At 42.5% G+C, this 24,523-nt stretch carries 13 protein-coding genes; 7 read left to right on the forward strand and 6 right to left on the reverse strand.

Annotated features, from left to right (window positions below):
* The first annotated feature begins 171 nt into the window (after nt 1–171).
* The gene (locus QCQ61_RS13595; protein ID WP_279448147.1) at nt 172–1,401 is read left to right on the forward strand and encodes an IS256 family transposase; all 1,230 of its coding nucleotides are present in this window, start codon (nt 172–174) and stop codon (nt 1,399–1,401) included.
* Between the two features lie 82 nt (nt 1,402–1,483).
* Here the strand turns inward: QCQ61_RS13595 and QCQ61_RS13600 are convergent, their stop codons facing one another.
* A complete protein-coding gene (locus tag QCQ61_RS13600) occupies nt 1,484–2,131 on the reverse strand; it encodes a hypothetical protein (RefSeq protein WP_279448188.1) in 648 nt (215 codons plus the stop codon).
* A gap of 278 nt (nt 2,132–2,409) precedes the next feature.
* Nucleotides 2,410–3,201: a 3'(2'),5'-bisphosphate nucleotidase CysQ gene (cysQ, locus tag QCQ61_RS13605; protein WP_279448189.1), complete on the reverse strand. Its 792-nt coding sequence runs from the start codon at nt 3,199–3,201 to the stop codon at nt 2,410–2,412.
* 1,458 nt (nt 3,202–4,659) lie between these two features.
* On the opposite strand from cysQ, the gene QCQ61_RS13610 reads away from it, so the two are divergent.
* The gene (locus tag QCQ61_RS13610; RefSeq protein ID WP_279448190.1) at nt 4,660–5,151 is read left to right on the forward strand and encodes a Dps family protein; all 492 of its coding nucleotides are present in this window, start codon (nt 4,660–4,662) and stop codon (nt 5,149–5,151) included.
* 1,294 nt (nt 5,152–6,445) lie between these two features.
* Here QCQ61_RS13610 and QCQ61_RS13615 read toward each other — a convergent pair.
* Nucleotides 6,446–10,159 carry a metallophosphoesterase gene (locus QCQ61_RS13615; RefSeq protein WP_279448191.1) on the reverse strand — a complete coding sequence of 1,238 codons (3,714 nt, stop codon included), beginning with the start codon at nt 10,157–10,159 and terminating at the stop codon, nt 6,446–6,448.
* Between the two features lie 6 nt (nt 10,160–10,165).
* Nucleotides 10,166–13,843 carry a bifunctional metallophosphoesterase/BamA family protein gene (locus QCQ61_RS13620; protein WP_279448192.1) on the reverse strand — a complete coding sequence of 1,226 codons (3,678 nt, stop codon included), beginning with the start codon at nt 13,841–13,843 and terminating at the stop codon, nt 10,166–10,168.
* Nucleotides 13,844–13,895: 52 nt separating this feature from the next.
* Between QCQ61_RS13620 and QCQ61_RS13625 the strand changes: the two genes are divergently transcribed.
* Nucleotides 13,896–15,080, forward strand: a complete 1,185-nt coding sequence (locus QCQ61_RS13625) for a Pycsar system effector family protein (RefSeq protein WP_279448193.1) — start codon at nt 13,896–13,898, stop codon at nt 15,078–15,080.
* 1,032 nt (nt 15,081–16,112) lie between these two features.
* Nucleotides 16,113–16,799 (forward strand): SIMPL domain-containing protein, encoded by a 687-nt coding sequence (locus QCQ61_RS13630; RefSeq protein WP_279448194.1) that lies wholly within the window; start codon nt 16,113–16,115, stop codon nt 16,797–16,799.
* Between the two features lie 1,345 nt (nt 16,800–18,144).
* Here the strand turns inward: QCQ61_RS13630 and QCQ61_RS13635 are convergent.
* Nucleotides 18,145–19,257: a redoxin domain-containing protein gene (locus QCQ61_RS13635; RefSeq protein ID WP_279448195.1), complete on the reverse strand. Its 1,113-nt coding sequence runs from the start codon at nt 19,255–19,257 to the stop codon at nt 18,145–18,147.
* Between the two features lie 165 nt (nt 19,258–19,422).
* Here QCQ61_RS13635 and QCQ61_RS13640 point away from each other — a divergent pair, with 165 nt between their 5' ends.
* Nucleotides 19,423–21,762, forward strand: coding sequence for a GAF domain-containing protein (locus QCQ61_RS13640; RefSeq protein ID WP_279448196.1), 2,340 nt, complete (start codon nt 19,423–19,425; stop codon nt 21,760–21,762).
* 34 nt (nt 21,763–21,796) lie between these two features.
* On the opposite strand, the gene ychF is transcribed toward QCQ61_RS13640, so the two are convergent.
* Nucleotides 21,797–22,891 carry a redox-regulated ATPase YchF gene (gene ychF, locus QCQ61_RS13645; RefSeq protein WP_279448197.1) on the reverse strand — a complete coding sequence of 365 codons (1,095 nt, stop codon included), beginning with the start codon at nt 22,889–22,891 and terminating at the stop codon, nt 21,797–21,799.
* Between the two features lie 308 nt (nt 22,892–23,199).
* Between ychF and QCQ61_RS13650 the strand changes: the two genes are divergently transcribed.
* Nucleotides 23,200–23,673 carry a hypothetical protein gene (locus tag QCQ61_RS13650; protein WP_279448198.1) on the forward strand — a complete coding sequence of 158 codons (474 nt, stop codon included), beginning with the start codon at nt 23,200–23,202 and terminating at the stop codon, nt 23,671–23,673.
* 270 nt (nt 23,674–23,943) lie between these two features.
* Nucleotides 23,944–24,471: a hypothetical protein gene (locus QCQ61_RS13655; RefSeq protein WP_279448199.1), complete on the forward strand. Its 528-nt coding sequence runs from the start codon at nt 23,944–23,946 to the stop codon at nt 24,469–24,471.
* The last annotated feature ends 52 nt before the right edge of the window (nt 24,472–24,523 follow it).

A 24,523-nucleotide genomic window follows, 5' to 3' on the forward strand; every position in this document is an offset into this window, starting at 1 on the left:
TCGGTTGTGGGTTGTCGGTTGGCGGTTGTCTGTTGGCGGTTGTCGGTTGTCGGGTGTCCGTTGTCTGTTGTCTGTTGTGGGTTGTCGGGTGGGGGGGGGGGTGTAGGCCTAATGTTGTGACTGAGTCTATTCAATTAAGTGTGTCAATTTATAATTTAATAAATTAGACATATGAAAAGTACAGAAAGTAATTTAGATATGGAAGCTCTCATAAAACAAATGGGCGAAGAGCTTCGATCCGGCAAACCACTTACAGGAACTGGTGGTGTTTTCACTCCATTGATAAAAAAAGTGATAGAATCGAGTCTCGAGGGCGAAATGGATGCCCATCTCAAACAAGAAGGCAAGACATCAAAGAACCGTCGCAATGGGCGGGGGCGAAAAAATGTCCTTAGCTCTTCTGGTGGGCTGGAAATTTTTTCGCCGCGTGACCGCAATGGTACGTTCGAGCCCCAAACAGTAAAAAAGCGACAGCGCAGGCTTGATATGGATCTTGACAAGAAGATTCTGTCCCTTTACGGTCGCGGGATGAGCTACCGTGACATTCAGGACCAGTTAAAGGAAATGTATGATGTTGAGCTGTCCGTAGGCACCCTGAACGCAATAACCGATAAGATACTTCCAGATATATTGGAATGGCAACAACGCCCCTTGGAGGGCGTATATCCAGTAATGTGGCTCGATGCAATGCACTTCAAGGTAAGGGAACACGGAAAAGTTGTTACAAAAGCTGTTTATAATATCTTGGGAGTCAATCGGGACGGAGAGAAACAGGTTCTGGGGATTTATTTTGGTGATAATGAATCCAGTAGTTTTTGGAGAAGTGTCCTTCACGAGCTTAAACAACGTGGTGTCCAGGATATATTTGTAGCCTGTATTGATAACCTAAGCGGTTTTGGCGATGCCGTTGAGGATATCTTTCCCCAGACCGATGTACAGTTATGTCTGGTACACCAAATGCGGAACAGCATAAAATATGCATCCCACCTTGATGTCAAGCCTTTGGTAAAGGATCTGAAAAAGATATACACAGCTCTGAATGAACAAGCGGCCGCTCAATATCTGGTACAAGCTGAGGAAAAATGGGGAAAGAAGTATAAAGTTATTTTTAGAAGTTGGAACAATAACTGGGTCAGACTGACCAATTTTTATAAATACCCGCCAGCACTCAGAAGAGTAATCTATACCAACAATCCCATTGAAAGCTACCACAGAATGGTACGCAAGACAACAAAAACAAAAGGGGCTTTTACATCAGAAAATGCAATTGTAAAACAATTGTATCTTGCAACAGTAAATGCACAGACTAGATGGAATGGAACTATGTTTGCATGGACATCCGTGAGAAGAGACCTCGTAGATTATTTTGATAACAGATTTTTAACCGATGACACACTTTAATGAACACTCCCTTGTGACTAGGGAAGTTTACCTATACTTATTACCTACTACCTATTTCTGCCATCTAATACCTAATCCCTACCTAGTACCAATCTGCGTGGTAGCGTTCTTCGCCTAGGTTGAAGATAACGCCTATGCTTACGTTTACAAAGCCGCCGGAAGTGCCTTTTTCGCCGGCATTAAGGCTGTTGCCGTTGTAGCCGTAGTGTTGTCTGATGTTGGAGATATAGGTCATATCGCCCATTAAGCTCATTTGGTTGCTGATTTTATATTGAGCGGTGAAGCCTGCGAGGATATTACCAATACGGTCGGTGCCGGTTGAGCCGGTTGGGTTTGAAAAAGTAACTCCTACCCCTGTGTGAAACAAGAGACCAAACTTTTCCCTGATATGGAAACTGACGTTAAGGAGTCGGCCTACATTTACTACGCCCTCTACCCCTAGACGGTTAAAACTTACGCCCATATCCTTTACATCTGGATCGTTAAAGCGATTAAAGGCATAATGGGCCTTTACTCCTACCCTTTTTGAAAACATATATCTACCCGCTAATTGAAATTGCTTAAAGGCAATATATTTACTTCGGGAAATGCCATCGCCGGGAGCAAATGGAACGTGAAGTCCTGTGGAAATTTCGGCGGAAAACCGATTGTAATCCTTTTGGGCAAAGAGATTAGCACTTAATAATAAGAAAACAGTTACTAGAAATAGGTAGTTTTTAGTTGAATTCATAAACTCAAATTAGGTTAAATTCGCACTATTGCAGCAAAAATTTTAAATGAGGCATGTTTAAAATTAATCGAGTTAACATGTTCGGGGTGTTTTATTTACTCGGTGCGCAATATATATTATTCTTTTGTACAACGTCAAATAAATAAAAAATATTTTGTCCAAAGTATCAATTTTAACGTTATCGTGCAAAAAATGTTGTTTTATTTTAATGAATTCGTTAAAAATTTGGAAAGATTTCTTCAATCTTTAAGTGACAGCACTACCAATTGGAACGTGCGTTAGACCGTACTTACCATAAAATTATTGTTTAACAAATTGGGCTTGTTGTACTGCATGGGTTTGGCGGTGGTTATATCTATAACCCTTACCCCTACCGCATTACAAATAGCCTGTCCTGCGGCGGTATCCCATTCCATAGTTGGCGCAAAACGCGGATAAATATGCGCCAGGCCTTCGGCTATTAGACAGAATTTTAAGGAACTGCCCCTGGCTATAACCTCAACCTCACGTTTGGCATTAATGGTTGCTATATAGTTTTTTGTCGCTTGGTTTAAATGCGATCTGCTAGTGGCAATTATTATTTTGGAGGTAGGTTTGGCGGGTTGGATAGCTGTAGCCGTTTGCAAAATTGTTTCAACAGAAGTATTTGTAGAAGTGAGTACGATCTTTTTGGAAGTCGGTTTTTCTGCGGAAGTAAAATACAAGGTCTTGCTTACGGGAATATAGATGACTCCAAGAATGGGACTGCCATTTTCTATTAGGGCTATATTAACGGTGAATTCGCCATTGCGTTTTATAAATTCCTTAGTGCCATCTAACGGATCTACAATCCAACATTGCTGCCAATGTTTTCGCACCTCATATGGCTGTTGTTTATTTTCTTCGCTGATAATGGGAATATTGGTCGGTCTTAAAAAATCCATTATAACCTCATTGGCCGTTTTATCGGCTATGGTTAAGGGGGAATTATCGTTTTTGAGTTCTACTTCGAAATTGGTCTGATAAATTTTAAGTATTTCGGCCCCTGCGTTTAAGGCGGCTTGAATGGCAATGGAAAGGTTTTTTGTCATTGGTGTTTTAATTTGAGGGAAAAGTTACGATTGTTTTTGTTATCTGTTGTCGGGGGGTGGTTGTCTGTTGTCTGTTGTCTGTTGTCTGTTGTCTGTTGTCTGTTGTGGGTTGTCTGTTGTCGGGTGGCGGTTGACTGTTGTCTGTTGTCGGTTGTGGGTTGTCGGTTGTCGGTTGTCTGTTGTCGGTTGTCGGTTGTCGGTTGTCGGTTGTGGGTTGTGGGTTGTCTGTTGTCTGTTGTCGGTTGTGGGTTGTCGGTTGTCGGTTGTCTGTTGTCGGTTGTCGGTTGTCTGTTGTCTGTTGTCGGTTGTGGGTTGTGGGTTGTCGGTTGTCGGGTGGCGGTTGACTGTTGTCTGTTGTCGGTTGTCGGTTGGCGGGGGTCGGTTGTCGGTTGTGGGGATTGTTTAATTGGTTAATTGGTTAATTGGTTAATTGGTTAATTGGGATTAAAGGACTTAAAGGACAAAAAGAGTAAAAGACGAAAGGGACAAATGGAATTAAGGGATAATAGAAACAAAAAGACGCAAAGGACAAAACGACCTGTAAAGGACTATTGCTCCCCTTTGGGGCTGGGGGACGTGGGAAATCGAAATTGAAATCGAAATCGAAATCGAAATCGAATCAGCTCACTTTGGGATTTGGGATTTGGGATTTGTTTTGGGTGGGGGTTTGGAGGGTTTGGCCACGAATTCACGAATTATGTTCCTGCGCTTTACTTGGAGAGGGTTGCCACGAATTCACGAATGATTTTTGGTTGGAGTGAAAGATTAATCGTAGTGGTGTGGAAGACGCACGAATTGTTTTCCTGCGCTGGCGCTTGGAAGGAATTATCACGAATTTGCGATTAAGCTTTAAATTGGAGCGAAAGGTTGACCGCGGGGGGGTTGGGGGTTGTGGGAAATTGAAATTGAAATCGAAATCGAAATTGAAATCGAAAAACGACCTAACCCCTTCCGTTAACTGGTTAATTGTTCAGATTCGTAAAGATTAAAGCCGAGGTGGGTTATTCCCCACTTTGAAGGGGGGTTGGGGGGATGTTTTGGGGGGATTGTTTAATTGTTTAATTGTTAAACTGTGTAATTGAAGGCTCGTTGATGATTAACCACAAAGTGCACAAAGTATTCACAAAGGACGCAAAGGACTTAAGGGATAAAAGGAACAAAAGGACACAAAGGACGAAATGAATTGTAAAGGACTATGGCTCCCCTTTGGGGCTGGGGGACGTAGGAAATTGAAATCGAAATCGAAATCGAAATCGAAATCGAAATTGAAATCGAATCAGCTCACTTTGGGATTTGTGATTTGTTAATTCGTTAATTTGGGATTTGGGATTTGGCCTTATTTGTATAAGGTGACTGGCAGTTTGGAAGGAAGGTTAAAAAAAGGCTAAAACGTCTTAAAAAATTGATTACCACTACGGGGTTGTTTATCTTTGGGGATAACCTTAAAACATAAATAAAATGGGATATTTAAATCTTGATAAAAAGAAAACTACAGCCACTGCAAAAGAGCTTAATGTACTTCTTGCAGATTATCATTTATACTATCAAAAACTTCGAAATTTCCACTGGAATGTAGTGGGGAAAAATTTTTTCGATCTTCATGTTAAGTTCGAGGAATTGTATGACGATGCGAAAATAACAATTGACGAAATTGCGGAGCGAATTCTTACCCTGCGCTTTCAACCCACCAGTAATTTTACAGATTACTTAAAAATGAGCAATATCAAGGAATCTTCTGAAGACACCAAAGATCTGGAAATGGTTAAAATATTACTGGACGATCACGGAAAGCTGCTAAAACAAATGCGTATAGTAGTTGAAACCGCAGATAAGGCCGGAGATGAAGGTACTATTGATATGATGGGTGGCTATATTGGCCATATTGAAAAAGTAAGTTGGATGCTGGATGCCTGGAGCATGAAGAGTGGAGATAACCATCCGGAGGCATAGGGAGAATTGAGATGTGAGACTTGAGATTTGAGATTTGAGACATTAGATTTGAGACATTAGACGTAGGATATTAGAAAAAATAAAACTGAGTGATTGGAAGTGAAATTCTGATTGCTTGGTTTTTTTTGTCGGGGGTCGGGTGGCGGGTGGCGGTTGTCTGTTGTCGGTTGTCTGTTGTCTGTTGTCTGTTGTCGGTTGGCGGTTGTCGGTTGTCAGTTGTCGGTTGTCGGTTGGCGGTTTTCTGTTGTCTGTTGTGGGTTGACGGTTGTCGGTTGTCGGTTGTCGGGGGTCGGTTGTCGGTTGGCGGTTGTGGGTTGTCGGTTGTCTGTTGTCTGTTGTCGGGATTGTTTAATTGTGTAATTGGGACTTAAAGGACAAAAAGACAAAAGGACAAAAGGACAAAATGACTTACAAAGGACTATTGCTCCCCTTTGGGGCTGGGGGACTTTTTGGGGCGGGTGTCGGTTGGCGGTTGGCGGTTGTCGGTTGTCGGTTGTCGGTTGTCTGTTGGCGGTTGGCGGTTGTCGGGTGGCGGTTGACTGTTGTCGGTTGTCGGTTGTCTGTTGTGGGGATTGTTTAATTGTGTAATTGGGACTTAAAGGACTTAAAGGACAAAAAGACAAAAGGACAAAAGGACAAAATGACTTACAAAGGACTATTGCTCCCCTTTGGGGCTGGGAGACTTTTTGGGGCGGTTGTCGGTTGTCGGTTGTCTGTTGTCGGTTGTCTGTTGTCGGTTGGCGGTTGTCGGTTGTCAGTTGTCGGTTGGCGGTTGACTGTTGTCTGTTGTCTGTTGTGGGTTGTCTGTTGTCGGTTGTCGGGGGTCGGTTGTCGGTTGGCGGTTGTCTGTTGTCGGTTGTCTGTTGTCTGTTGTCTGTTGTCGGTTGGCGGTTGTCGGTTGTCAGTTGTCGGTTGTCGGTTGGCGGTTGACTGTTGTCGGGGGTCGGTTGTCGGGTGTCTGTTGTCTGTTATCTGTTATCTGTTGGCTGTTGTGGGTTATCTGTTGTGGGTTGTCTGTTGTGGGGATTGTTTAATTGTGTAATTGGGACTTAAAGGACAAAAAGACAAAAGGATACAAAGGACGAAATGACTTGTAAAGGATTATGGCTCCCCTTTGGGGCTGGGGGACTTTTTGGGGCGGGTGTCGGTTGGCGGTTGGCGGTTGGCGGTTGGCGGTTGTCGGTTGTCGGTTGTCTGTTGTCGGTTGTCGGTTGTCGGTTGTCGGTTGTCTGTTGTCTGTTGTCGGTTGTCTGTTGTCTGTTGTCGGTTGTCGGTTGGCGGTTGGTGGTTGTTTTTAGAAATCGAAGCCTAGGCCGAAGGTTAATCTACTGCCTTCGGTGGAGTTGAAGAGGCTTAGGTTGGCGTTTAGGCCGCCGGAGCCGTTGATCCATAGGCCGCCGCCGCGGGAGTTATGCCACTTTTCGGAACGGACGTCTGCCAGCCACACCCTGCCTAAATCGGCGCCTCCATAAATTCCGACTTGGAAAGGGATAAGGCCGATTTTGAACTTGGGGAGGCTGTAGCGCAGATCGGCGCTTCCTACCAAGAACGACTTGCCCGTAAACCGCTGTTCGCGATAGCCGCGTAAGCCGTTGTTCCCCCCTAGGTTAGCGGCTTGATAAAACTGGTATTTTTCGCCTATATTATATTCGTATTTGAGGTTGGTTTTTAAAACCAAGGTTCTATTTCGTATTAAACTATTGTAAAACCCAAGGCGCGTTTTTAGATAGCCGAATAGATTATCCATAGCTTCCAAATTGTCTGTTAAACCCAAATTAAGATCGAACATCAGGCCTACGGTGGGGTTGAGGGGATCGTCGAAACTGCGGTAGTTGTAAATTCCTTCCAAGGTGCCGTAATAACTGGTTTTACCTTTGTTTTGAAGGTTTACGGTAGCGATAAAATTTGAGGGGGAATTGTTTACCTGATACGCATCGAAGGTAGTTTGCAGTTTGAAAAAACTACCGAAGTTACTATTGCGAAGCAGGCCAATATTTCCGGAGATATGTTGTACTTCTATCCTATTGTATTCATATCCTTTTGTTTTTTGGGGGTTGGTGGTTTCGTTGCCGAAGCCAAAGAAGTTCCTTGTAAAATTAGGACTGGTAAACCGAGCGCCGAAACTTAGGTTTAAGTCGTCTTTTATATTGGCGAATTCGCCTGAATAGGAAATTTCAAAACTATTTATATCGGTAAAATAGGCCGCGTTAATTTGGTGCTTTTGTGAAAAGGGGTTGCGGGTATAGCTATCTACCCGATAGGCGTATTGCATTGCCGCCCGAAAGCCATCGTCCGGATTAAAGCCGATTGCGGAGAGGAGCCCTTGGGAGCGCTCTATTTGTTTTCTATAATCGTAAGTGTTTAGGTTGTACACATTTGTAAACCGCAGGCTACCCCCATTTTTTTGGGTAATCTCAGTGGGGGCGTCCTGATAATCGTACACCTTTACCCTCCTACCCGCGTTTAAGGTATAAACATCCTCGCCATGGCCTCCAATAAGCCGGACAAAGATTAAATCATCGGCTTCGTTATTTACTTCAAAAGTATCGTTGCCCCCCAGGCCATAAATCCATAACTCCCGCGTGTCCTTATGGGAATAGGTTCGATTTATTAGGGTATCGGACTTTTTGCCGTTGATGACGGTAAAGCTTTGCACCTGAGTTTTACCATCGGGAAGGCGGGTAATTTGGAATAACTCATCGTAATCTGTGCCTACAATGGTTTGTAGGGTGGAGAAATAGCTGTAGTAGGCATCGGCAATTTCTACGAGCTTGGCCTTTCGCTGTTTTAGTTTCTCTTTAATATCCTGTAAGGCTTCGTCCTGTACTTCCGGGGGCACTTGGTTAAAGGCTTTTTCAATAACAGCATCGGTAAGGCTATCTTGTATGGCTTTTGCCAAATACTTCCATTGGCCGCGGCCTGAATTTTTTAGTATAGCCCTATCTAATATTACCCCTTCCTTATTAAACCATTCCAGGTCGGTTAAATTTTCGCTATAGACGTGTTTTTCGAGGCTACCGTTAAAGAGGGAACGGGTAATATCGAAAACGTTGCCCTCAAAGCTTGAGAAGGCATTGTCGCGATTATTGGGGATGGGGACATATACGTTTTTTTGAAAGCGGTTGTAGTATTCTGCCCAGCGCCAATGTCCCGGTTCGCGATCCCAATCGCCTATAAGCATATCAAAAAGTCGGGATTTAATATAGTTATCTTCATCAACCGCCACATCGCCTGTTTGGCGGAGTTTGATTAAAATATCGTCTGTAGTTTCAACATCGTCGGGGTATTTAAACAGGCCCTCCCCTTCACTTTTTTCTGAAGGTTCAATAGATATTAAATACAGGTCGTCGCCAAAATTTTCGTTGTAGCGGCCCAATCTTTTTTGTTTGGGTACATAAAACAATTGGGGGGTAGTATAAAAAATCCCTATGGCGCGGGCCATATCGGGAATTGCCATAATAGCATAGGGATGGGAGGCGGTGTAAAAGTTGACGCTCTGCCCTTTAATTGACGGGATGTCAATTTTTTCTTCTTCTGAAAATTCGGCTTTATTGTCGTTAAACACTATTTTTCGCGATACCTCCAAAGCGTTTTTACCCATGGCACGAAGGCGATATCTGTTGCCCTTTTTGTCGGCCAAAAGAAGGGAATTGTAATCGGCACCCTTGCTCTCCTGAATTACGTGCAGGCCGCCATAGAGGGTGTCTAAGGATGCCACTTTTGCGGTTACTGGCTGGGAGTAGGCATTTTCGTATTTTGCGCCCCAAACGGTTTTAAAGAACAGGGCTTCGTTTATACTGTCCTGTTTAAAAATGGGGACGGTATATTCCTGCGGAAATACTTCGCGGTATTGGGAGAGGTCGGGTTCAACGGGCGCCGGAATTATTTCCTTTTGAAACAGCAATTTTGGGGTATAGTTTTCACCTTTTACGAAATAGCGCACCCAAGAAGAGCCATCGTCAAAAACATCCAAAACGGCAAAGCCTTGGGCGCCGGTGCTAAAGAGGCCATCTTTCCCGATGGCGGCATAGGATTCCTTTGCCCCTGCACCTGAAACAATCTGCCGTAGGCCATCTTTTTCAATATACTGCATGTTGTGGTCGTGGCCGGAAACAAACACCAAGCGTTTGTTGTTTTTAACCAATTCCTGTAAGCGGTTCATCAGGTTGTTGTACAGCTCGTTATACCTATCTTGTACCGAGACTCCACCTTGGGAGCGCACTTGTACTACCAAAGATGCCAATACAGGCATAGGGATTTTTTTTTGCAGGGGGTATAGATGTTTTTCCAGAGCAAAATAGCCGCCGTGGTTCCCGTTGGTAAACATGGGGTGGTGCATGGCGAAGACCACCGTTTTATTTTGACTTTTCTCCAGCGCCAGTTGCAGTTCCAAAAAGAACTTTTCGCGAGTTTTTATGTCGCAGTTTTTATTGATGCTCGGATTTTTGTTCCAGTCTTCCAGATACCATTGGGTGTCTATTACAATTAATTGAATGGTTTCGGAAACGGCGATGCTTTCCAGCGGACAGCCATTGCTGGGCCTAAAGGCATCTTGGTCGGGAAAAAGCGACTCCACATAATTTTCTTCGCGCGCTACCCCTACTACCCCATTGTTATACCACTCGTGATTTCCGGGTAAAAAAATGGTTGGCCCTTGATAGTCCTTTACCGCTTTATATTGGGCGTCTATCATATTTTCAGATTCCTTACGGCGGGGGTGCCCTTCGGGATCCATCCCGGAAGGGTATATATTATCGCCTAGATAGAGGGTGTAGTTGCCGGGGGATTTTTCGGTTTTTAGATATTGGTTAAAGGTTTTAAGGGCATCGCTCATGCCTCCCATAGGGGAAAGGCCGGCATCGCCCACGAGGTAAAAGGATTTCTCTATTTTTTTATGTGAAGGAAATACCGCTTTTGCCTCTTTATCCTTATACTGCGGGGCATAGGTAGCACAGGAAGAAATGAGGAAAACCGTTGAAAATAGAAAAAAGCATTTTTTAAAAATCATAAATAACTACATTGAAAGCGCCAGACCAAAGGTAAAACGCATTCCTTCATCGCCCGTAAATAGGTTAAAGGTTCCACTTACAAGATCGGCAGAGTTTATCCAAAAGCCGCCGCCGTACGAACTGTGCCATACATCTGAAGTATCGTTAGGAACCCAAACGCGCCCTACGTCATAGCCTCCAAAGATACCAATCTGTACTGGCAGTAGGGCTGTTTTAAATTTATTGAAACTATATCTAAGGTCGGCAGCACCCACGGCGGCCGTTCTGCCCGTAAAGCGTTCATCTCTATAAGCGCGAAGGCCGGTATCGCTGCCCAATTGGGCACCTTGGTAAAACTCGAAGTTGTTACCAATATTGAATTGCCCCCGGAAATCGGTTTTTAAAACCAGTTTGCGATTGTGGCTTAAGGCGCTATAAAATACGAGACGCGGATGAACGTAGCCATAGATATTATCGCTTTCCTTAATATTTTGGGTACCCCCTGCCACTAGGCTGAAATCCATTCCACGGCTTGGGTTTACCTTATTGTCAAAACTTTGATATTGATAACTCCCTTCGGCAGTAGCGAAGTATTTGGTTTGTTCCAAATCGGTAGGGCTTGGTGTTACTTGGGTGATGTATCTATCGGCGGTAGCTTCTACCTTTACGCCTTCGAGCTTAGCTTTAAACTGAAATACGCTGCCGTAAGGGGAATCTTTCTTTATTCCCAACGAACCGCCATAGCCACCAATACGCACGCGGTTATAGTCCTTGCCCACTTCAAATTCATAGTCGGGATTAATGGTTTCATTCCCAAAACCGAAATAGTTTTCGGAAAAGTTGGGGTTTTTAAAATGCCCGTTTACCAAGAAGTTCCAACTGCCGAAGATATTTGCAAATTCACCTTGATAGTTGATTTCAAAACTACTGGTAGCCGAGTAATATCCTACTCCCAGACTGTGTTGCTGCGAAAACGGATTTCTCTTAAAACCGTATTGGGTAAGTACGTAGGAAGGGCCAATTTTAAATCCGTCGTCTGGATTATACCCCACTGTAGGAAGAAATAGGTTTACGGTTTTTATTTCCTTTTTAAAGTCGTAAGTGTTATAATCGTAATTATCGGTTAGCTTTATGCTGGCGCCTCCTTTTTCCTCGATGGTGTTCTTTTTGCTCTTTTGGTCGTACACCTTAACATTGCGGCCATTGGCAATTTTATAGGTATCGTTGTTTTGTCCGCCAATAATGCGAATAAAAATAGGGTTGTTGCCTTTTCCCCGAATTTCAAACACATCGTCATCGTCTAAGCCATACACCCAGATTTGTTTGGTTTGGTTAGCGTGAAAGGTGCGGTCTAACATTAAATGGCCCTTTTCGCCGTCTTTTATACGGTAGGTTTTAATATTGGTCTTGCCTTCGGGTAGGCGGGTAATTTCGAAATAGTCGTCTTTATCGGTTCCCGTAACGGTCTGCAATTTGGCGAAATGCTCGTAATACTCTTCGGCGATTTGCACAATATTATCGCGTCGGGCTTTTAGCTTTTGCTTTATTTCTTCGGCCACTTCACCTTGCACTTCCACCGGGAGGTCTTTAAAGGCACTATCTATTACCGCGTCTGAAACATTGTTCTTTATATATTGGGCTTCGGCAAGCCACGTATCTTCATCGGAGCGTTGTACCAGGGCGCGATCCAATTTAATACCCGCTAAGTTAAGTCCGCCGGTGTGTTTTACTTCTTCACTATACACCTGAAACTGTCGCGCGGTGCTAAACAAGGTACGGGCAATATCGAGCAAGGCGCCATCGAAATTGGAATACACTTGGTCGCGGTCTCTGGGGATGGGCTCATATACTCTGCTGCCATCGTCATTTTTATGTTCGGTAAAGCGCCATTGATCTGCATGGCGGTCCCAATCGCCTACCAGCATATCAAACACCCGTGCGCGTACGAAGGATTTTTCATCGAGGGTATATTTTTCATCTTCGCGAAGCTTTTCAAATAGATCGTCTGTACTTTCCATATCGTCCGGATAGTTAAAAATAGGGCCGGTAAAGGTTTCGTCGGGTCGCTCTACGATCATATACAATTCGTCGCCGTAGTTTTCATTAAAATTTCCCAAGGCGAATTGTTTTGGCACAAAATACAGTTTGGGTTTGGTGTGCAAGATATTGGCGGCCTCGGCCAATTTTGGAATCGTAAAGGCGCCATAGGGATGGGCTGCCGTATAAAAATCGAGAATTAACTCCTCGGGAATGGTGTTTACAAAATCGTTTTCTATCTGCTTGTCCTTTATAATTACCGTTTGCAAAAACTGTACGGCGCTCTTTTTTAGGGCGCGCATATTATAGGTTCGGCCATCCTTATCTTCCAAGCGCAAGGAACGGGTTTGGTGCCCTCCCCCAGCGCGCATTACTTTGAGGCCGCCGTAAAGCGTATCCAATAGCACCGTTGGAGCGGTGACGGGAATGCCATACACCTCTCTATAATGCTCGCCCCAAAGGGACTTGTAAAAGCCGGACTTGTTGATTAATTCGTCATTATACACTTGCGCCTTAGTGGTCTGCGGAAAGTTTTGATGTAGGATAGAGAGGTCGTAATCCTGAACTGGGGGGTGAATTTCGTTGTAATACACCGAACTATAGCCGCCATCGGGTCCGGCCTTATAAAAGGTAACTTGGGTAGCTCCCTTTTTGGAAACATCCAATCGTGCAAAGCCTTCATGGCCATAGCTAAACTTACTGAATTGCCCCAAGGCAGCAGCCGTAGCGCCAGATCCCGAGCCAGCAACAATTTGCTTTACAGAGCCTTCTTCATTATACTGTAGCGATTTATCGTGGCCCGAAACAAAAACCAATCTCTTTATATCTTTGGTAAGTACTTGAAGGCGTTGCATCAAATTATTATAACGTTCGTTATAGCGGTCTTGTTTAGAAATAGCCCCCAAACTTTTAACCGGTTTAATAAAAGTGCTAAAGAAATCTTTGTGGATTAATGGGTATTTGCCGCCGTGTTCGCCATAGGTTATCAGGGGGTGATACATAGCAAAAACGATGGTTTTGGTGGCGTTCTTTTTTAATTCGCCTTCTATTTCAATAAAAAGGCGTTCGCGGGTTTTAATCTGGCATTTGTCGTTCATCTTGGAATTGGTATCCCAGTCTTCCAAAAACCATTGCGTGTCTAACGCAATTAGGTGTACATCGTCGTTAATATCAATACTTTCGATGGGGCAGCCGTTGTTGGGTTGCAACACATCGGCATCGTTAAACTGCGATTTTAGAAAATCTTCTTCCAATTCCAGGCCATCTACTCCGCCCTTCCAATCGCGGTTGCCAGGGAGAACAACCACTTTGCCCTTAAAATCTTTTAGAGCGTCTATTTGCAGCTGCATAGATTTTTTGGCCTGTTGTTTGGCGGCTTCATCTTTGGGGGGCATGCCCGCGGGGTAGAAGCTATTTCCCAAAAAGATAATATAGCTGTCTTTTGAATTGTTTTCTGAAATATAATTTTGAAGGGATTTAACCGAATTTGAAACCTCATCACCTTCCTGACCGGTATTGCCTATAAGAAAAAACGTTTTGTTTATTTCGTCTTCTGAAAGCGTTTTGGGGGAGGTATTTTCTTCGTTTTTATAAAGCGGTTGATAAGTGGCACAGGCCGAAAAAAATACTGTGGCGAGAAAAGTTATAATGATGTTAATTTTATTCATATATATTCTTGTAGATTGAATTTTTATTACTTTGGATACCTAAATAATTTTTATGAGCAATATAGTTGAAGCGGCCGACAATTTTATATTTCAATTGTTTAAAGACGAGCTTCCGAGCACTTTTGTATATCACAACTACACCCATTCAAAACGCGTTTATAAAAGTATAAACGAAATTATTGAAAACTCCCAATTTGATGTTAAAGATGCTACCATACTGCGGTTGGCGGCTTTGCTGCACGATACTGGTTACACGGTAAAGCGCGAAGGCCACGAAGAGGAAAGCGCAAAGATTGCTGAAAAATTTTTAAGGGAACAGCAGGTTGAGGACGATATAATTGAAGGAGTGGTCGGGTGTATTCGCGCTACCAAATTTAAAAATACCGTACCCAAGACACAACTTGAAAAAGCGATTCGCGATGCCGATAGCTCGCATTTTGGGAAGGACTATTTTGAAGAGGCCAGTGAGTTTTTGCGGCAGGAATATCTGTTTCAGAATATTCACGAGTACACCTCGAAGGAATGGCAGGACGAAAATATAAAGGTGTTGGTTGAAGATCATCAGTTTTATACAGATTATGCCCTAAAAAATTGGCAACCCACCAAGGAGAAGAATTTATCGGATTTATTGGAGGACCGCAAAAAGCGGAAAGCCAAAATGCACAAGGAACGCGTAAAGGCGAAGCTGAAGGCGGAGTACAAAAACGACAGTCCGGAGCGCGGCATACAAACCTTTTACCGCACTGCCCTGCGGAATCATATGAAACTCAGTGATATTGCCGATACAAAGGCAAACATAATGTTGTCTGTAAATGCAATTATTATTTCGTTGGTGCTTTCTAACCTTATCTCGAAGTTAGACAATAACAACTACCTAATAATTCCGACGGCCATATTTATTCTCTTTAGTGCCATTACGATGATATTGGCGGTAATAGCCACGCGACCCAACGTAACCCGTGGGGAATTTACCAAGGAAGACGTCGCTAATAAATCGGTTAATCTTACTTTCTTTGGAAATTTCCACAAAATGGAGCTCGAGCAATACGAATGGGCGATAGAGGAACTTTTAAAAGATAGAAATTACGTGTATAAATCGCTTACCAAAGATTTGTATTTCCTTGGAAAGGTATTGGATAGAAAATACCGGATACTGCGATTAACCTATACCATTTTTGTTGCGGGCACCATTATTTCGCTTCTTGCCTTTGCGGCTTTCTTTTATGTTGAAATGTAGTTGGCGGTTGGCGGTTGGCGGTTGGCGGTTGGCGGTTGTCGGTTGTCTGGTGTCTGTTGTCGGGTGTCGGTTGTCGGTTGTCTGTTGTGGGTTGTGGGTTGTCTGTTGTCGGTTGTCTGTTGTCTGTTGACGGTTGTCTGTTGTCTGTTGACGGTTGTCTGTTGTGGGTTGTGGGTTGTCTGTTGTCGGTTGTCTGTTGTGGGGATTGTTTAATTGTGTAATTGGGACTTAAAGGACAAAAAGACGAAAGGACAAAATGAATTGAAAAGGACTATTGCTCCCCTTTGGGGTTGGGGGACTTTTTGAGACGGGTGTCGGTTGACGGTTGACGGTTGTCTGTTGTCTGTTGTCTGTTGACGGTTGTCTGTTGTCTGTTGTCTGTTGTCTGTTGTCTGTTGTCTGTTGACGGTTGTCTGTTGTCTGTTGTCGGTTGTCGGTTATGGGTTGTCTGTTGACAGTTGTTGGGATTGTTTAATCGTTTAATCGTTTAAATAAGCAAAATTATAGCCGGGGTGGCTTATTCCCCCCTTAGAAGGGGGGTTGGGGGGATGTTTTTCTGGGGGACGGAAAAGACAAAAGGACGCAAAGGACAAAATGACTTAAAGAATGAAATGACTGGTGAGGGACTATTGCTCCCCTTTGGGGCTGGGGGACTTTTGAGACGGGTGTCTGTTGGCGGTTGTCTGTTGTCGGTTGTCTGTTGTCTGTTGTCTGTTGACGGTTGTCTGTTGTCTGTTGTCGGTTGTCGGTTGTCGGTTATGGGTAGTCTGTTGACAGTTGTTGGGATTGTGTAATCGGTTAATCGGTTAAATAAGCAAAGTTAAAGCCTAGGTGGCTTATTCCCCCCTTAGAAGGGGGGTTGGGGGGATGTTTTTCTGGGGGACGGAAAAGACAAAAGGACGGAAAGGACAAAATGACAAAAGGACGAAATGACTTGCAAAGGACTATTGCTCCCCTTTGGGGCTGGGGGACTTGGGGCTGGGGGACTTGGTTGGGGGACTTTAATGCATAAAAAACAATAAAAAAATAATTATGAAAATGATAAAAACGATTTTAATATTAGCAATTACAACTACTACTCTTATGGCACAAAACACTTTACCGCCACCCACTATTGATGTTACGGGCGAAGGGATTGTTCGCGTTGTTCCGGATGAGGCAACGATTAATATTCGCGTTGAAAATACCGGGGAAAATACCAAGCTGCTAAAACAACAAAACGACGCTACCATTAGTGAAGTTTTAAAGTTTTTAAAGAAAATGGATATAGCCGAAAAAGATGTGCGTACCGAATATATGAACCTCAATAAGAATTACGATTACAACAGTAAGACCTATACATTTGCCGCCAACCAATCGCTTTCGGTAAAGCTGCGCGATTTAAATAAGTACGAGGCGGTGATGAAAGGTTTAATAGATACCGGGATCAATAGAATAGACGGCGTGACTTTTTCGTCGTCTAACGAAGAGACACTAAAAGTGGAAGCTCGAAAAAAAGCGATAGAAAACGCACAAATGAAGGCTAAAGATTATGTGTCTGTTTTAAATCAAACCGTTGGGAAAGCTGTTTCGATCAGCGAACTCAGCAACCCCAGTGGACCAAGGCCAATGTATAAAGCAGCGATGATGGATTCATCATCGGAAGGTAGTGATCCGACCATTGCGCTTGGGGTAATAGAGGTTAAAACCAGGGTTAATGTGAGCTTTCTTTTAAATTAAAGGTAATTGGGGGGAGGCGGCGTAATGTTTTTTTCTACCCATATGTTGTCCCTACGGGACAATGGGTTTGTTTGTCCGTTTTCTTTTCTACCCATATGTTGTCCCTACGGGACGGGTGGATGGGGTCGATGATTTGGGGATGCCGAGCTTGGTTATATGTTTTTTCTACCCATATTTTGTCCCTACGGGACAATGGGTTCGTTTGTCCGTTTTCTTTTCTACCGATATGTTGTCCCTACGGGACAGGTGGATGGGGTCGATGATTTGGGGATGCTGAGTTTGGTTATATGTTTTTTCTACCGATATTTTGTCCCTACGGGACAATGGGTTCGTTTGTCCGTTTTCTTTTCTACCGATATGTTGTCCCTACGGGACAGGTGGATGGGGTCGATGATTTGGGGATGCTGAGCTTGGTTAGACGTTTTTTCTACCGATATTTTGTCCCTACTGGACAATGGGTTTGTTTGTCCGTTTTCTTTTCTACCCATATGTTGTCCCTACGGGACGGGTGGATGGGGTCGATGATTTGGGGATGCTGAGTTTGGTTAGACGTTTTTTCTACCCATATTTCGTCCCTACAGGACAAATAGATGGAGCCAATGCATTCTACCCATATTTTGTCCCTACGGGACAATGGGATTCTATCTTTCGGGCTTTTTCTACCGATATTTTGTCCCTACGGGACAATGGGTTTGTTTGTCCATGTTTTTTCTACCCATATATTATCCCTACGGAACGGGTGGATGGGTCGATGATTTGATGATGCCGGGCTTGGTTATAGGTTTTTTCTACCCATATGTTATCTCTACGGGATAGGTTGATGGAGCCAATGCATTCTACCGATATGTTGTCCCTATGGGACACTGGGGTTCTATTATTCGGGCTTTTTCTACCGATATTTTGTCCCTACTGGACAATGGGTTCGTTTGTCCGTTTTCTTTTCTACCGATATGTTGTCCCTACGGGACGGGTGGATGGGTCGATGATTTGGGGATGCTGAGCTTGGTTAGACGTTTTTTCTACCGATATTTTGTCCCTATGGGACAATGAGGTTTATTTGACAGCTCTTTTTCTACCCAAATGCTGTCCCTACGGGATAGGCTGATGGAGCCAATGCATTCTACCGATATTTTGTCCCTACGGGACAATGGGTTTGTTTGACCGTTTCCTTTTCTACCCATATGTTGTCCCTACGGGACAGGTGGATGGAGCCACCGATATTCTGTCCCTATGGGACGGGTGGATGGGGTTAATGTTTTTTCCCATCTGTCAACCATAGGGACAGGATTGGTTATGTGTAGGGTTTTGTGTGGTATTAATTTTAGCTCAATGAATTTTTATGCTTTTATTCGCCTAAAAGGGTTGCGATTTTGGCTTCTAGGGCGGCGCCGCGTAGATCTTTATCGATTATTACGCCTTCTTCATCCAATAAAAATGTGGCAGGAATTGAACGAACGTTGTACTGCTTGGCGATTGGGTCTTGCCAAAATTGCAGGTTAGAAACATGGTGCCAATCCATTTTATCGTCGGCTATGGCTTGAATCCATTTGTCTTTTTGTTCGGCTTTATCTAGAGAAACGCTGATAATATTTAGGCCTTTATCGTGGTATTTATTGTACACTTTTACCACGTTCGGGTTTTCAATACGGCAAGGCTTGCACCACGAGGCCCAAAAATCTATAATCGTATATTTTCCAAGGGCATCTTTTAACGACTTCATTTCGCCCGTTGGGGTTGGAGCGCTAAAATCTGGAGCAAGGCTTCCCACTTCGGCCTTTTTCATATTTTCTATACTGGTTTTTAAATCGGTTACAATACCGCTGGTTGCCAGTTTTGGATCCATATTATCTATAAAAGCAGAAGCTTCGGCTGGGGTGAGTTCTTTTCTGCCTACCATTTCAGAAATAAGCATAGCGGCAAAAAGGGTATTGTTGTTCGCCTTTAAAAATTCCTTTTTATACTGGGTTTCTTCCGCAACAATATTTAGATTTTTACTTTGTATTTCGGCAATTTCGGCCGTATCGTTCGCCATGCGGGCTTCGCGGAAACGGTCCATGCTTTCTTGTTTTCTTTTATTAAAGGCCGTCATTTTATCGGCAAATTCGCCGTAGGCATTGTTTTGCTTTCCACCGGACACACGAGATGCCTGTATGCTATCTTTGTAAATAGTGGCTTTCATATCTACATTTTCAGGGAAAAATATTACTGAGCCGGGCACTTCATTCACTCTTAAAAAATTAAGGCTAGTGGCCTGGCTATTTGGATAGGTAGCCGAAAAGGCACCGCCGGTAACGGTAATAGTATCAATAATTTTAGGTTGCCTGTCTGCCAAGGTATAGACGTAAATCTCGGTACCGTCGGCAAAACCTTGAGCCTCGCCTTGTAGCACATAGCTGTCGGATTCCTGCGTACAGGAAAGTAATGAAATTGTTAAAAGTGGAGCTAAAATAAGTCTCATAGAATCTGTGTTTTTATTTGTGGGGCAAAAATAGCAGATTATTCTGGCAATGCGTGATATGGGCTAATATTTTGTTATTTATTAACATATCGCTTAATTTTTAACTCGTACTTTTATCCCCTTATGTTAAAAGACGATTTAATAGTAGAAAAAAGGGATTTCCCGATGAAGATAAAAGTGGGCTTCAAAAAGGTTTTTGACGCTTACAAAGCTTTGGAACCCCAGACTGCGATTGAAAAACAGCAGGCTGCGGAAATACTCGCTATAGAAAAAGAATATCCCAAACTAACTACGGGCTTAACAAAATGTACGGACCTCACCGAATACCAAACGCAAATAGACGCGGTGTTAAATCCGTTGTTCTCCCCGTTGTTGACCGAAAACGAAATTAAATTCGCCACCATTCCTTTTCAAAACATTGCCATTAAATGCACCCAACGTTATAAAAATTTAATTAAGGCGGCTGGAGAAAAGGTGGCATTGGAGATTATAAATTTTAATGCAGACCAATTTTATATTATGGGCTGTAGTATAATTTTAAATATATATTACGGGATAAAAGTTGATTTTAGACGTTCGTATTACTACAATATTCCCGATGAACACGGGATGGTAAAAAACTACAGGCTGCTCTATAATGCAGATTTTGTGGAAATTCAAAAAACCAATAAGGCAAAGGATATTTCGGAAGCGGATATCAACGAACTTTTGGAAAGCTACGAAAATGTTGCCATTTGGAAAGAAAAGTTTCCACCCGAAAGCTGGATTTTTAACGGTTTTGTTATCGCCTCGCTAACGGATGTTACCTTAAATGTATCCATTTCAGATTTTAAATCGAATTTACTGCGATTGGAAAAAAACGGGGGCTTTGAGGATACTGAGTTTAGCCGTATTTTCCGCTCTATTTTTCATTTAAAGGATTTGATGATAGGCTTTACCGACTATCACGAAGAAACGGAGACTTTTGAACGCACCCTGTTTAAGGAAATTTCGAGTTTTATACTCAATAATAAGAAATCGCAACGCTGCAAGGACGCCCTTTGTAGTGGTTCGTATTACAAGCTTTTTAAGCAGCGCGAATTTTACTGCATTACCGATGCCGAGCGTTACCACAAATTATACCCGGATAATCTGCTCTATAAAAAAATGCTGGACCAAGGTATGAAGAGTGCAATTTTTGCCTCGATAGTACACGAGGATAAAATTTTGGGGGTGCTGGAGTTGGTATCGCCCAACGCGAATGACCTTAATACCATTAATGCCAACAAGCTACGCGATATAATGCCGTTTTTAATTGATTCGGTTGTGCGCTCGAAGGAAAATCTGGAGAACGAATTGGAACTTATTATCCAAGAGGAATGTACTGCCATACACAGCAGTGTACATTGGAAGTTTCGGCAGGAGGCAAAGCGGTATTTAAACAGTAAAAACGAAGGCAACGCCAACTATTTTAGGGAAATTGTTTTTCAGGACGTGTTTCCGCTGTATGGACAAACCGATATAAAAGGTTCTTCCGAAGCTCGAAACGAGGCTACCAAGCAAGATTTAATGCTGCAATTACAGTATATAGACGAACTGCTGCAAAAGCTTTCAAAATACAATCCGCTGCTAATTTTTGAGCAGATGAAGTTTACCGTCGCGAACTTTTCAAATGAAATTACCGAAAACCTTCAAGTAGATACAGAGCGAAAAGTAATAGATTTTATCGCTTCTGAAATCATTCCATTTTTCAAACATATGCGGCTTAAGAATAATACGCATAAAAAGTGGATAGATGAATACAACGAACTGGTAGATCTAAATTCGGGATTGGTTTATAAATTTAGAAAAGACTACGACGAATCGGTTATGCAAACCAACAAAAGGCTTGCAGCGATTTTAGACAGGAAACAGCTGGAGGCACAGCAAATGTACCCGCATTACTTTGAACGTTTTAATACAGACGGGGTTGAGCACAATATGTATATAGGTGAAAACATTACAAAGCGTAGAACCTTTAACAAGTTATACCTTAAAAATTTAAGGTTGTGGCAGTTGCAGATTGTGTGCGAAATGGAGAATAGCTTTTATAATTTTAAGGAGAGCTTGCCCGTAAATTTAGATGTAGCCTCGATGATTTTGGTATTTAACGGATCGTTGTCGCTACGGTTTAGGATGGACGAAAAACGATTTGACGTAGATGGCACCTATAACGCGCGATATGAAGTGGTAAAAAAACGCGTGGACAAGGCCCATATAAAAGGAACTGAAGAGCGTATTACCCAACCGGGAAAAATTGTAATGGTATATTCGCAAAAAGAAGACGAGGAAGAGTATTTACAATATATAAAGTTTTTACAAAGTCAGAAAATGCTCGACGAGGGTGTAGAGATATTGGAATTGGAAGACTTACAGGGTGTTACCGGCCTAAAAGCCTTACGCGTAAAAGTGCTTTACAGCAAAAACACGAATAAGACGAAGGAGTATTACACCTACGAAGACCTAATCTCTGAATTAAAAGACTAAAGCGGCAACAAGTTTAGATTTGTGAATACGCTGTTTACACGTTAAAACGGAAGTGCATTACATCGCCATCCTTTACGATATACTCCTTTCCTTCTACTCCCATTTTTCCTGCTTCCTTTACTTTGGCCTCGCTACCGTAAGTAACAAAATCGTCGTATTTTATAACTTCGGCGCGGATAAAGCCTTTCTCAAAATCGGTGTGAATAACACCGGCCGCCTGAGGTGCTGTAGCACCAACGGGAATGGTCCACGCCCGTACTTCCTTTACACCGGCCGTAAAATAGGTTTGCAGGTTTAGCAGTTTATAGGCACTACGAATTAATTTAGCAGAACCCGCCTCGTCCAATCCCAAATCTTCCAAAAACATTTGGCGTTCTTCGAAGGTGTCGAGTTCGGTAATATCGGCTTCGGTGCCAACTGCCAAAACTAAAACCTCGGCATTTTCATCGGCTACCGCTGCTCTTACTTTATCCACATAGTCGTTGCCCGTTGCGGCTGCAGCTTCATCTACATTACAAACGTAAAGCACAGGCTTGTCTGTTATAAATTGGGAGTCGGCTATATACTCCTCACGTTCCTCGGCAGAAAGTTCAATTGCCCGAACGGAGATTCCGGCTTCTAGACCCGTTTTTACCTTTAACAAAGCTGCCTCTTCTTTTTGTGCTTCTTTATTTCCGGTACGAGCCGCGCGTTTTACTTTTTCCAGTTTTTTGTCTACCGTTTCCAGATCTTTTAATTGCAGTTCAATATCTATTGTTTCCTTATCGCGAATAGGATTTACGCTACCATCTACGTGTACAATATTATCATCGTTAAAACAACGCAATACATGAAGAATAGCATCGGTTTCGCGGATGTTGCTCAAAAACTGGTTGCCGAGCCCCTCCCCTTTGCTGGCTCCTTTTACAAGGCCTGCAATATCTACTATTTCAACAGTTGCAGGTAGTACGCGCTCTGGTTTTACCAATTCCTCCAACTTTAACAAGCGCTTGTCCGGTACATTTACAACGCCAATATTAGGCTCGATGGTACAGAAGGGAAAATTGGCACTCTGTGCCTTTGCATTGGACAAACAATTAAAAAGAGTGGATTTTCCAACGTTTGGCAATCCTACAATACCTGCTTTCATAGTAATAATCTTTATTTAATTTTAAAATGGCTTAGCGCGCTAAGTTTTAAAATGCTGGAAATATTTTTCAATTTAAAAATCGATTCCGAAAAACGTTTTGCGTTATACGCTTCAACCTATCTCTTATTAATTTTAGCTTTATATGCTGAAATTTTTAAGAGGTGCAAATATACATCTTCAAAGCATACAATCAAGACTTCGTTTAAAATGCTTTTCAGAAAAAGATTGGGGATATTTTCACTAAAATTTTTGAATAACTTAACTATTGTAACGCTATGTTTACACTAGAAACCTTAATAACCAAAATTATGAAACGTATTGTAATGAGTATAGCCGTGGCTGTTTTTACCTTTTCGGCACTACAGGCCCAGGAAAATAAAACCGTTCGGGAAGAATCTACCGTAAAGCGCGTTATTACCAAAGAAGGTAGTGATGTAAAGATTAAAGAGGTAAAAAACACCGATACCGAAAGCGGGGTGGTAGTTGTAAAGGACAACAACCAAACCAACCAGGAATTTAAGGAAACTACGAAAAGGGATTCCGATAAAAAAGTGCTGGTAGATGAAGTTGTGGTAGATCGGGAGAACGAGGCAATGATTGCTGCAAAGAAAGCGCAGGTACAGGCACAGTTGGAAGCTTCTAAAAAAGAACAGGCTGCTTTGGCTGCTAAAAGAAAGGCGGAATTCGAAGCAAAAAAAGCTAAGATGGCGCAGGAATTGGCCGAAAGAAGAGCGCAGTTGGAAACGCGTCCGAAAGGGATGGCCAAATTAGATAACGACTAAAAAACTATAAATACTAAGTTCCATTTCGGGATTTCGGTTGGAACATAGGGCTTTTGCGGTGGCTTATTTGCGATGAATATTCAATTTTATTTGAAAAATAGTATCGTAAAAATTATAGTTTAAAGCGAACATTAGCGATTATTTTAAGAAATTTTATTAAATAAGCAAGAATCGTTGAATATTTTAAGAATTAGTTATCATTTAATATTTCGTTTTAACAGCTACAGCAAATATATTTGTAATTAGAAAATCAAACCAAAATATAACACTATGAAAAAGACACTCTTAATTATTGCATTGGCAGCTTTTACGGCTGGTTTTGCACAAGAAAATAAAAATAAGAAATCTGAAACGGTAGTTACAAAGACTGCTGTAAAAAGTGAAAAAGGCACAGAGGTATCAACCAAAGCCGTTACAAAAACCAAAAAGCAGATTTTAGCTTTAGACGATAGTGACGCAAACCAGACCAACCAAAGTGTTGTGATGAAGCCCGCCAAGGTAAATACCGATGTAAGCTATGATTACGATGGCAACCGATTTCAGTTTTTAAATCAGAAAGACAAAGATGGGTACAGATTAATGACCGTAAAGGACAATGCTACCCAGGAAGAGTACGCAATTATAAAGCCTACTTCACAAAATGGTTATTATATAATGTCTAGGGATGGGAAGTCGTCTTTTGGATATTTTAATGCGGATGGAAACTTTGTTGTTGAGCGTTACGACGCAAATCTAGACGCCATTGTTTCTGACGTTTATAAGTTGCAGATGAAAAGCAATGCAGCGGTAAAAGAATAATTTTCGCTTAACTCCCCTACATACAAATCGCCCTTCAAATTTAATTATTTGA

The sequence above is a fragment of the Aequorivita marisscotiae genome, assembly GCF_029814825.1.
In the GTDB taxonomy this organism is placed as follows: Bacteria; Bacteroidota; Bacteroidia; order Flavobacteriales; family Flavobacteriaceae; genus Aequorivita; species Aequorivita marisscotiae.

Coding starts and splice junctions, on each gene's coding strand:
- ychF (WP_279448197.1), bottom strand. CDS start 22,891: ATGAAAGCAGGTATTGTAGGATTGCCAAACGTTGGAAAATCCACTCTT.
- QCQ61_RS13595 (WP_279448147.1), top strand. CDS start 172: ATGAAAAGTACAGAAAGTAATTTAGATATGGAAGCTCTCATAAAACAA.
- QCQ61_RS13640 (WP_279448196.1), top strand. CDS start 19,423: ATGAAGATAAAAGTGGGCTTCAAAAAGGTTTTTGACGCTTACAAAGCT.
- QCQ61_RS13615 (WP_279448191.1), bottom strand. CDS start 10,159: ATGATTTTTAAAAAATGCTTTTTTCTATTTTCAACGGTTTTCCTCATT.
- QCQ61_RS13635 (WP_279448195.1), bottom strand. CDS start 19,257: ATGAGACTTATTTTAGCTCCACTTTTAACAATTTCATTACTTTCCTGT.
- QCQ61_RS13610 (WP_279448190.1), top strand. CDS start 4,660: ATGGGATATTTAAATCTTGATAAAAAGAAAACTACAGCCACTGCAAAA.
- QCQ61_RS13625 (WP_279448193.1), top strand. CDS start 13,896: ATGAGCAATATAGTTGAAGCGGCCGACAATTTTATATTTCAATTGTTT.
- QCQ61_RS13655 (WP_279448199.1), top strand. CDS start 23,944: ATGAAAAAGACACTCTTAATTATTGCATTGGCAGCTTTTACGGCTGGT.
- QCQ61_RS13630 (WP_279448194.1), top strand. CDS start 16,113: ATGAAAATGATAAAAACGATTTTAATATTAGCAATTACAACTACTACT.
- QCQ61_RS13650 (WP_279448198.1), top strand. CDS start 23,200: ATGAAACGTATTGTAATGAGTATAGCCGTGGCTGTTTTTACCTTTTCG.
- QCQ61_RS13620 (WP_279448192.1), bottom strand. CDS start 13,843: ATGAATAAAATTAACATCATTATAACTTTTCTCGCCACAGTATTTTTT.
- cysQ (WP_279448189.1), bottom strand. CDS start 3,201: ATGACAAAAAACCTTTCCATTGCCATTCAAGCCGCCTTAAACGCAGGG.
- QCQ61_RS13600 (WP_279448188.1), bottom strand. CDS start 2,131: ATGAATTCAACTAAAAACTACCTATTTCTAGTAACTGTTTTCTTATTA.